Origin of the sequence: Hymenobacter negativus (assembly GCF_016056375.1) — a bacterium.
In the GTDB taxonomy this organism is placed as follows: Bacteria; Bacteroidota; Bacteroidia; order Cytophagales; family Hymenobacteraceae; genus Hymenobacter; species Hymenobacter negativus_A.
In genome coordinates, this window is sequence record NZ_JAEDAE010000017.1 from 23,487 (window position 1) to 33,940 (window position 10,454).

General features: G+C 56.0%; 10 protein-coding genes. 4 read left to right on the forward strand and 6 right to left on the reverse strand.

Annotation, left to right across the window (positions count from 1 at the left end; genetic code table 11):
- The first annotated feature begins 28 nt into the window (after positions 1-28).
- From I7X13_RS21115 to I7X13_RS21130, 4 genes are all read left to right on the forward strand, one after another.
- Positions 29-1,798 carry a T9SS type A sorting domain-containing protein gene (locus I7X13_RS21115; RefSeq protein ID WP_198077012.1) on the forward strand — a complete coding sequence of 590 codons (1,770 nt, stop codon included), beginning with the start codon at positions 29-31 and terminating at the stop codon, positions 1,796-1,798.
- Between the two features lie 140 nt (positions 1,799-1,938).
- Complete coding sequence (locus I7X13_RS21120) at positions 1,939-2,415, forward strand: DUF6252 family protein (RefSeq protein WP_198077013.1); 477 nt, start codon at positions 1,939-1,941, stop codon at positions 2,413-2,415.
- Positions 2,416-2,593: 178 nt separating this feature from the next.
- The gene (locus tag I7X13_RS21125) at positions 2,594-3,082 is read left to right on the forward strand and encodes a DUF6252 family protein (RefSeq protein ID WP_198070097.1); all 489 of its coding nucleotides are present in this window, start codon (positions 2,594-2,596) and stop codon (positions 3,080-3,082) included.
- Positions 3,083-3,200: 118 nt separating this feature from the next.
- On the forward strand, positions 3,201-4,313 hold the full coding sequence (locus I7X13_RS21130) for a glycosyltransferase family 9 protein (RefSeq protein WP_198077014.1): 1,113 nt from the start codon (positions 3,201-3,203) through the stop codon (positions 4,311-4,313).
- Here the strand turns inward: I7X13_RS21130 and I7X13_RS21135 are convergent.
- From I7X13_RS21135 to I7X13_RS21160, 6 genes are all read right to left on the reverse strand, one after another.
- Complete coding sequence (locus tag I7X13_RS21135) at positions 4,310-4,726, reverse strand: DUF1801 domain-containing protein (RefSeq protein ID WP_198077015.1); 417 nt, start codon at positions 4,724-4,726, stop codon at positions 4,310-4,312. The genes I7X13_RS21130 and I7X13_RS21135 overlap by 4 nt on opposite strands.
- Positions 4,727-4,778: 52 nt before the next feature.
- Positions 4,779-5,918, reverse strand: coding sequence for a glycosyltransferase (locus tag I7X13_RS21140; protein ID WP_198077016.1), 1,140 nt, complete (start codon positions 5,916-5,918; stop codon positions 4,779-4,781).
- A 95-nt stretch (positions 5,919-6,013) separates the two neighbouring features.
- A complete protein-coding gene (locus I7X13_RS21145; RefSeq protein ID WP_317191598.1) occupies positions 6,014-6,964 on the reverse strand; it encodes a glycosyltransferase family 2 protein in 951 nt (316 codons plus the stop codon).
- A 19-nt stretch (positions 6,965-6,983) separates the two neighbouring features.
- Positions 6,984-7,508, reverse strand: coding sequence for a DUF4199 domain-containing protein (locus I7X13_RS21150; RefSeq protein WP_198070092.1), 525 nt, complete (start codon positions 7,506-7,508; stop codon positions 6,984-6,986).
- Positions 7,509-7,550: 42 nt separating this feature from the next.
- Complete coding sequence (locus tag I7X13_RS21155; RefSeq protein WP_198077018.1) at positions 7,551-8,108, reverse strand: DUF4199 domain-containing protein; 558 nt, start codon at positions 8,106-8,108, stop codon at positions 7,551-7,553.
- A gap of 78 nt (positions 8,109-8,186) precedes the next feature.
- Entirely contained in the window at positions 8,187-10,226 is a 2,040-nt protein-coding gene (locus tag I7X13_RS21160; RefSeq protein ID WP_233454885.1) for a BatA domain-containing protein, read from the reverse strand.
- Positions 10,227-10,454 lie beyond the last annotated feature (228 nt).

Below are 10,454 nucleotides of genomic sequence, written 5' to 3' on the forward strand. Positions count from 1 at the left end.
CCACGCTTGTTTAATTGCTGATACTGATATGACTCGTGCACTCTTCCCCGTGCTGACCCGCAGCCTTATGTTGCTGGCCGTCTCAGTTTTTTTAATTGGGCCGGCGGCGGCACAGGCCCCAGCATGGCAGTGGGGCCTGCAAACCACCAACCCTGCCCCCGCCGACGGCAGCACCGCCATGGGGTATGCCGTGGCAACCGATGCCGCCGGCCGGGTATATGTGGGCGGAGCCATTAACGAAAGTGCTACATCCGGACCTGTAAGCCGCAGTTTTGGCAGCGCCGGTACCGTGGGGCCCGGCCGCAATGGCTTCATTGCCCAAGTTACAGCCGCAGGCCAATGGGCCTGGACCACGGCTGCCGTACCGAGCGGCACCAGCAGCACCCCACCGCATATTTCCGTGAATAGCGTGGCCGTGACTGCCGGCGGCGATGTATATGCCACCGGCACTGTGGCGGGAAGTGGGGTGCAGGTGGGCAGCCAGAACCAAGCGCTGGGCGGCACTGGCCAAGGAGTTTTTGTGGCCCGGCTAAGCAGCATGGGCGTGTGCCAGTGGGTGCAGGTGGTCGAAATGACGGCATTTCTGCCCCCTGTGCTGGCCATCGACCCTGGCACGGGCGGGGTGGTACTGGTCGGCGCGTATCAAGGCAGCCCCAGCTTTGGCGGGACGGCCTTGCCGGCCAGCAATTTCTACCGCAGCGGGTCGGTGTACGTTGCTCGTCTGAGCGCGGCCGGGCAGTGGCTTAGCGCCACTGCTTCTGCCGGTGCGGTGGGCGTTATCAGTTTGAATGCCGCCGTGGGACCGGCCGGCCAGGTAGCAATAGTTGGCAGCCACGGGGCGGGCACCATTGCTTTTGGCTCCAATACCCTCACGGCCCCCACCGGCGCTGACGAGTCCTTTATCGTAGCTCAGCTTAGCCCGGCCAACCAGTGGCAATGGGCAGTAGGTGGCCGCAATGCGGGCTACAACAACAGCGTCACCTTAAGCGCCGCCTACACGGCCACGGGCGCGCTGTGGGTTTGTGGCCGGGGCGTAGACGGCAGCGTGGTCGGCCCCATCACCCTAAGCGCCCCCATCACTTCGGGCTCCACCAGCTATACCGGTTTCCTGGGGCAACTATCGGCCACCGGGCAATGGGGCACTGTGCAGCAGCTTCCCCCTAGCAGCGCCGGGCTGTCGGTGCTGGGTTGGCTAGCCGCCGATGCTGCGGGCAATGCCGTGACGATGGGCGGCCTACGGGGTTATGCTGGTGCTGTTCAAACCACTATTGGCAGCCACACGCTCACGGCGCCGTCGGCTGGCCTGGTGCTATACATCGCCAGCCTGAGCAGTGCAGGCCAATGGCGCTACGTGGCCACCGTGCCCCAACCGGCCCTGGCCGACGGGCTGAACCCCACTGGCATGACACTCGATGGCAGCGGCTCCCTCTACTTCACGGGCGGCCTGAAAGGGGGACTCACTTTGGGCAGCACCACACTCATGGGCAGCGCGTCAAGCACCAATTGGGGAGATGTTGTCTTGGGCAAGCTTACCAACGCCACCGCTCTGGGCACTCGCTCCTCTGCGGCTGCGGCCCTGGCCTTGCTGCCTAATCCGGCCCACTCTCGTGCCACGCTTCAGCTACCTGCGGCTTCCCAAGCGCCATCTGTTACCCTCACCGATGCGCTGGGCCGCACCGCCCGCACCTACCTGCTGCCCGCCCACTCCTCCACTGCTACCCTCGACCTCACCGGCCTCGCGCCCGGCCTCTACGTGGTGCGCTGCGACGCGGCTTTGGGCCGACTGGTGGTTGAATAATCCTTTGTGTGCCAAGCATCCGGTGAGTCAGCAGGGAGCACAAAGAACTTGTTCCCTCAGTCATTAAAATCCACTTTTAGTGACCACCTTTAACGCCACGAATTTCTCCTTTCCTGATACCAAACCAGCCACTTTATCTGATGTCACATCTCCGGTTCCGCTTCCTTCGCGTAGCTGCCGCCGTGCTGACGCTGGCCTCCCTGGCCGCCTGCTCCTCCAAAAAGGACGACCCGCAAGCCCCCACCGGCATGAGTTGGACTGCCGACGGCACTGCGTCTACTGACTCGTCCCCGCAAATCGTAGCCTCCAGTACCAATATCGACATCATTGGCTCGACGGGTACCGCACCCAACAACGCAACGATTCACGTAGGCGCCCCCGCTCAAGTGGGCACTTATCCAATCACTAGCACCGGCGCGGCGACGGCCGATTATATCCAGCGTGGCGGCACAGCCACCATCAGCTATCTGGCCAGTACGGGCACGGTTAGCATTAGTACACTGACTGCCAACCGGGTTACGGGCAGCTTCTCGTTCACAGCCTACAATTACTCCGGAGGCGTCAGCAGCCCGCTGGTGAAAACCATTACCAACGGCCGGTTCGATGTAGCCCGTTAAGATTGGGAAGCATCCATACAGCGTTAGGGGGCCAATACCTGAAGAATTATCCTCCCAGCACCCCAACACGGCATTTACACCGCATAATCTCTTGCGTATGTGGGGGTTTTATGCCCTATCTTTGTTTAACTTGGCCCGGTGAGTGCCGGCCGCTTTCCCATTTTTTTCCTTCCTTTTTATGATGTTTTCTTTCCGCTCCCTTCGTGCTGCCACTACCGTAATGGCGCTGGCTACCCTGGCCGCCTGCTCGAAGAAAGACGATGCCACCCCTACCCCCACCCCCGCCGCTACCACCGGCGTCACCTACACCGTTGACGGTGCAACCGTCACTGCGACGACAGCGGGTGCCACCGTTCTTGGCAATCAGGTTGTCGTTTCAGGTGTCAGCGGCACTGGCACAGCCAATAAAGGCGTCCTGCTGACTTTGCCCAAGAGCACGGGCACTTATACCCTGTCGGCTACGTCCAACGAAGAAGCCTCTTATCTGGCCAGCGGCAACTCCAGCGACATCTACGATTCTACTTCGGGTACCATTGTGGTAACCACCTATAGCGCCTCCACTACTTCCGGCGCGTCTAACATCGCCGGCACGTTTACTTTCACGGGCAAAAATTCCGCCGGGGCAACCAAAACGGTTACCAATGGCACGTTCAATGTGAAATACTAGCGCACGATTCATTTTCGCGTAGCTAAGCTGCCGCTCCCCATTGAGGAGCGGCAGCTTTTTTTGTGGCTTCAGCACAACGTCACCTGCTATTTTTACTGCTTCATCCGCTCCCCGCCCCGTGCCCCAGCTCTCCGATACCGTTGTTCACGCCGACTGCCGCCACTTTCGCGGCGACCTGCCCTGCCGCCCCAACAAAACCCACGGCTACGTCTGCGAGGGCTGCCCGGTGTATTCGCCCGTGTCGCAGCGTGTGCTCATCATCAAGCTCGGAGCCATCGGCGACGTTATTCGCACCACGCCGCTGCTGCGCCGCCTGCGCCAGGAACGGCCCGGCTGCGCCATCACCTGGCTTACGCTCACGCCCGCCATTCTGCCCCAAAACGAGATTGAAGAGATTCTGAAATTCGATTTTGCCAGCGCCCTGCAGCTGCAGGCCCGCGAGTTCGACGTCGTCATCAACCTCGACAAGGAAAAGGAGGCCTGTGCCTTGCTCAACACCATTTCGGCAAAAGAGAAATTTGGCTACGCCCTGCGCCCGCACGACGGCGTGGCCTGGCCCGTGAACCAGTTGGCCGAGCATAAATACCTCACCGGCATCTTCGACCAGGTGAGCCAAGCCAACACCAAGCCCTACGTGCAGGAAATCTTCGAGCTCTGCGGCTTCGATTTTCAGGGCGAAGAATACGTCTTCGACACCCACGACGACAAAGGCTACGACTGGAGCCGGCTGCCCGCCGCCCGCCCCCGCATCGGTCTCAACACCGGCTGCGGCGACCGGTGGACCACCCGCCTCTGGAGCACCGAAAAATGGGTTGAGCTCATCCACGGCCTGCAAGCCGCCGGCTACACACCCGTGCTGCTGGGCGGCGAGGCCGAAGACGCCCGCAACCGCGAGCTACACGCCGCCACCGGCGCGGCCTACCTCGGTACCTTCCCCCTCCCCCAGTTCATCAACCTGATGGACCAGATGGACGGCATCGTGACGCAAGTCACCATGGGCATGCACATCAGCATCGCCCTGCGCAAGCCCACCATCCTGATGAACAATATTTTCAACCCCCACGAATTCGACCTCTACGGCCGCGGCCAAATCGTGCAACCCAACCGGGAGTGCGTCTGCTTCTACCGGGGCACCTGCCGGCTGGGCACCAGCTGCATGGAAGATTTGCCGGCGGCAAAAGTATTGCAGGCCGTGCGAGAGAGCGTGCCGCTCGCAAGCCCGGTAGCTTAGGTTTTCTTGCGGGCTGCCGTCCGCACCGCTTGTAGCTTGGCGGCATAATCGGCTGGGGGTGTAGCAGCAATCAGCGCAGTCAACGCTTCCAGCGGCAGCTCTTCCGTTTTATTGAAATTCACGCAGCCTTTGCCCATTTTTAGCTTGGGCGCGGCCGCCGCCAACTGCTCCTGTAGTTCGGGCATCAGGTACATCGGCACCAGGTGCAGGCTCAGGTAGCCTTTCTGATTGGCCAACCCAACGTACATATCCTTGCCCGTCCGAAACTCTAAGTACTTTGGGCCCACGTGCTCGGTGTAGCCCATTGGCACGGCCTGGCGCACCAGTTGCCACGCCTGCGTTGCCACTAATTGCCGCTCGGCGGGCAATGCTGCAATGAATTCATCAAAGGAAAATGCAGTTGTGGTATCCATGATGTTTGCTAACTAATTTTTTTGGCAAATTAATCAGCCCTCAGCAATTTCCCTAGTCGGCTTTTAACCCCGCCACTTCTTTCAGCGCTGCCACCATTACGGGCCACGAAAACTGCTTCTTTTCTTCCCGCACACCAGCAACGAAAGCTGTTTCTCGTTTGCCAACATAAAAGTCCACCACCGCATCGGCAATGGCAGCTGGTGTGGGCGGCACCACGTAGCCCACCACACCGTCGGGGATTAATTCGGCCAGTCCGCCCACATTGGTCACCAGCATGGGCCGTTCGAAGTGATACGCTATTTGCGACACCCCGCTTTGCGTCGCATTTTTATACGGCTGCACAATTAAATCGGCGGCGCAGAAATAGTCCACTACTTTTTCATTGGGAATAAAATCCGTCGCCCGAATAATTCGGCCTTCTAAATTATTCCGCCGAATTAATTCCTCATACGGCGCAGCATCTTCGTAAAATTCGCCTGCGATAATTAATTTAATTGGCAACTCCGCCAACCGCTTATCTGCCATGACTTCCAGCATAATATCCAGCCCTTTATAAGCCCGGATAAACCCGAAGAATAACAAATAAGCAGTTGTAGCCGGCAGCCCCAGTGCCACCAACGCGTCATCTTTGGTTTTCAATGGGCCGAAATTATCATACAGCGGATGCGGCCGATACAGCGCCGGTTTCTGCCCGAAGCCCAGGTTTTGCAAATCCTTGAGCACGCTGCGGCTCATGGTCACAAATCCGTCGCAGGCGCTCAGGAAATAGCGCGTCAATGGCCCGTCGCCCGGCCGCTTCTCGTGCGGGATTATGTTATCGGTAATGGCCACCACGCGGGTATGCCCATTGCCGTGCACCAGCCGCGCCACCGTGCCCAGCGCTGGCCCCATAAACGGTAGCCAGAACCGGAAAATCACCAAGTCGGGCCGCTCCGCCCGCAATTTGCGCCCCACCTTCACCCACGAAAGCGGGTTTACTGAGTTCAAACTCACCTCAATTGCCAAATCCGCTGGCCCCGCCTCGGTACTAAACTGGGTTTGCCCCGGAAATAAAAAGTCTGGGTACTGCAACGAAAACGTCACAATCCGTACCTCATCGCCTGCCGCCACAAAGGCCCGCGCGAGCCGTTCATTGTAGGTCGCCAGCCCACCGCGCAATGGGTATGCGGGCCCGATAATTACAACTTTCATTTAGTTTCATTTAACATTTATCAATTAACATTTAACAATCCCGAATCAGCCAGTTGCACAGCTGTTAAATGTTAATTGATAAATGTTAAATGAACTCAGTTCAATCTTTCCCGCACCAAATAATCGTCGCGTTTCGGGCCGTTCAATTGAATCATTTCGCCCAGAAAACCTGCCACAAACAGCAGCACGCCCACAATCACTGCGGTTAAGGCCAAAAAAAACAGTGGCTGCTCCGTCACTTGCCGTGCCTTCAGATTATGCAGCGACAGCCAGACTTTTTCGCCCGTCAGCCACATCGTAATCAGCAATCCAACCAGAAATGACAACGTGCCCAATGTCCCGAAAAAGTGCATTGGCGCCCGTCGGAACCGCCCCACAAAGGTGATGCTCAGCAAGTCCAGAAACCCGAAAATGAAGCGCTCCAGACCAAATTTAGTCACGCCGTATTTGCGCTCCTGGTGCTGCACCACCTTTTCCCCAATTTTGCGAAATCCGTTCCATTTCGCAATTACTGGAATGTAGCGGTGCATTTCGCCATACACCTCAATACTCTTCACCACCCGCGAGTCGTACGATTTCAGCCCGCAGTTAAAATCGTGCAGCTGAATGCCCGACATAGCCCGGGTCGCGCCATTGAATAGCTTGGTCGGAATCGTTTTCGACAACGGGTCAAACCGCTTCTGTTTCCAGCCGCTCACCAGGTCAAATTTATCCTCCGTAATCATCCGGTACAGCTCCGGCAATTCCTCCGGCGAGTCCTGCAAATCGGCATCCATGGTGCACACTACGCGCCCACGCGTGGCCTCAAATCCCACGTTCAGCGCCGCCGATTTGCCGTAGTTCCGATTGAAACGAATGCCCCGCAATGTGGCATCGTCCACCGCCAGCGCCTCAATCACGGCCCAGGAATCATCCGTCGAGCCGTCATCAATCAGGATTACCTCGTAGGTCAACCCGCGCGCCACCAGCACCCGCGCTATCCAGCGCGTGAGCTCCGGCAACGATTCTGCTTCGTTCAGCAGCGGAATCACGATGGAAATTTCCACCGGAAAAGAAGCATTCGACTTATTCAAATTCAGGCTTGGAATGTTTCGTAAATGCCGATACGATGAGCGCAATCAGCAGCCCGCCCAGTACCGAGCCCACCACGCCAAAAAGCACCATCCAGCCCGTTGTGCTAAATTTTTGCATCATCGCAACGCCTTGGTCAATCTGCTCATCCGTCATGCCGCCCTTGGCTTCCATGTTGGCGCGGGCCGTATCAGCCATTCGGCCCATATATTCCGGGTCGATAAACTTCATGTACACAACACTGAACGCCGTCGAAATGACGCCCGAAACACCGCTCATAAAAGCGCCTATTCCGAGCCCTTCCGAGTAATTCATAAACCCACCGTTGCCTTGTTTATACGTCTTGTGCGCCATCACCATGGCCCCAATCAGAATAACCAGCCCCAGCCAACGTGCCGGCGACTGGTCGGCGTGGGTAATGAAGAGGATGAATGAAAAAATGACGCTTATCAGCCCAGTCAGCAAGCCATAGCGCAAACCCACCGACGTGGTTGTAACCGGAGTAGCATTTGTTTCCATTGGATTTTTGGGGTAAAGTGAACCGAAAGGTAATCGGAATAATTATTCCCGCAGAAAAATACCGGCTGGAATTGCCAGCACGAGCCCCAGCATCAGCACCTGCGTGAAGTTGCTGATGGCCATGTCGCCCACGCTCAAGTTTGCCACGTTGCGGACCTGCTGCTGCTGCGCTTGTTCACTAAGCTGCGCTTTGGGATTTTCGCGCTGCTGAGCGCGCACGATTTCCAGCACCTCGGCCCGATGCCGGGCCAACGCTGCCTCGCCGGCCCCATGCGCCAGCCCCACCAAGCTGCTCGCCGAAATTAGCGCCGCAATCAATACCGTGAGCGTACCCACGCCAAGCGAGCGACCCAAGCCGGGCCGTTGCGGCTGCAACTGCCGCCGCAGCACCCACTCACTAGCCACGGCCGCCAACGGCACCAGCAATTGCGCCAATAATTGCTTCGGCCCAAAACCATTACTTCCCGTCATCTGCAAGCCGGCCATCCACAAAGCGCAGACCAAGCCCACGCCCACGCCAAACCGTAGTGCTAGCCGGAACACTTGCCCCGCAGCCTCGCCGGGTTCGGTCGTGTTTGATTCCTGAGAAGCGTCAGCCATAAATAGTGCAGCAAATTAAAGCTGCAAGATACGGTCCACAGCCCCATTACCTGGGTTTTGCAACCATGCCCAGCACAATCAGGCCACTCCTACCACCCGCTTCGTGCCCGTGCCCCTCCTGCCAAACCGCACCAGTAATGCTTCCGCCAGCAGCGTTAGCAGCGCCAGAGCCAGAAAATACCGCCACAGCGGCGTCCCCATTCGCTCCTGACGAAATTTTGCTAATCCAACACCTGCATTTCCAGCCTCTACCACCCGCACATTAGGCCGATTCGGCCCCACCATTTGCCGCAAATCATCCACCGAATACGCGGCTAACTCTGACTCTCGTTTATCCTGATTGAAAGCTAATGTTGTCAGCACCTTACCTAATCGCTGCACTTGGTAAAATCCCACTTCATTCATCTCCTGCGGCAATTCTAACCGCATTTCCTGGCCCACCACCCGCTGCCCCGGAATCAGCGTCAAACTATCTTTTACCAGTTTCAAATTCGATGCATCTGCTGGTCCACTCGTATTTCCGGCCGACGCTGGCAGTTGTAGATTCACTGCATCCTGCGTCAACCGATAAGCCGGCAATTGTTCGTTTTTAAAGCTCAACATCGCCATTCGGTACATCACTGGTACAAATAGCGCCTGCGTCGTGAAGTCCGAGTATTCTTTCGTAAACGGCGCCGAAAACACATACACTTGCCCCGCGCCACTCACAAAATTCGCTAGATAGCTTTCTCCATCCCGCAAACGCAAAATGTCCGTTCCCGTCCGTGACCAGCGCAAGACAGGTGCCACCCGCGGCATCGTAACTGCCCGCGCCTGCGCCCCAAATACATCCCGGAAAAACGGTTCCCGCGCATTGGGCATGGCAACTTCGCGGAGTTCCGGCGTTGCTCCCAAATCTTCCCACTCCACTGTTCCAATTCCTAGCTCTCGGAAGAATTGCTGATAAGTCGCCCGCGCTGTCCGGGCGGCCGTCGGAATTACGACTACGCTACCGCCACGCTTCACTACCGCGCGTAACCCATCTTTCAGTCCAGTATCCAGCGTATTTACTTCATTCAACACCACTGTATTAGCCTGCCGCATTGCCGAATAATCGACATTCTTCACTTTCGAAAAGCTATACTTAAATAAGGGCTCGTTAGCATAAGCTTGTTGCGACACCGGTTCCGCTCCTATTTCCAGCACGCGTATCGCGGCCGCCGGCTGTAGTGTGAAATAGAATGTATTGTCGAATGTCATCGGCACGTCTTCGGTCACCACTCGCCCCAAAGCCAGTCTTTCATCCTCGAGCTGCACTTGCACAACCGATGTTACCGCCCTCCCTGGCTCCGCCGTTACCCGAAAGGCAGCTACTTGCCGTTTCCCTAAGAAAACCTTCACTGGGCAATCCACCGCCGCTACACTTCCGCCATTCCGCAGACGCATATGTATCCCAACATTTGTACGAACCCGCAGAAAAGCATCATCAACCCACAAACTATCTACATAAATATTGCCTATCGGTTGCCCTTGCACAGGCACCAATACCACTTCCTTACCCGCTGCAAGCTTATTCAACGCATCAGCCGAGAATACGTTTTTCTGAAAGTCGGAAAATACATAGAGAGAATTGCCTTTCCCATATCTATCATCAATTACATAATTATCGATAAACACACCTTTCGCCGTTGGCCGAAGCTTATCTAATTTATCATTGTAAACAGCTTTTGATAACGAGTTAGAGCCTGCATTTATTAACCTTAACTGGCTCCCTTCGCTTAGCTTTCGGGCTTCCCCAATAGCTCTCCTCATCAAAGAACCATAAGTCACATCCGATGCTTGCATACTAAAAGAATTATCTATTAGTACATCAATTCCAGTAGTATCCCTTATTTCTTTAGCCTCAATAAAAGGCTGACAAAAAACGAAAACCAAGGCTACCACAGTGGCCACTCGAGCTAACAATACCAGTAATTGTTGCACCTTACGGTACCGTGTAGTCACTAGTTCAACTCGTCTGATAATCTCTGTATTAGTAAATAAAACCCGTTGCGGTCGCCGCAATTGCAACAGATGTATCACCACAGGAATTGCAGTTGCAAGCAAGCCCAACAAAAACCAAGGATATAACAATTGCATTTGTTCAGCAAATAATTACAATTCTAAATCTGCACCCACTTGTTTAACAAATAAACAACTTATTGTCTGTTAAAAAGATTACACCTCAAACAATGCTTAATAATACTCTGCATAACTGGTAGCGGAATAAGTCATAACTCTTCCTCGGCGACCGGAAGGGGTTTAACAGCAAAATCCCCGCTTGGTTGCTGGCGAAAGCATCCAAGAGGGGATTTCCTTGATAAGGTT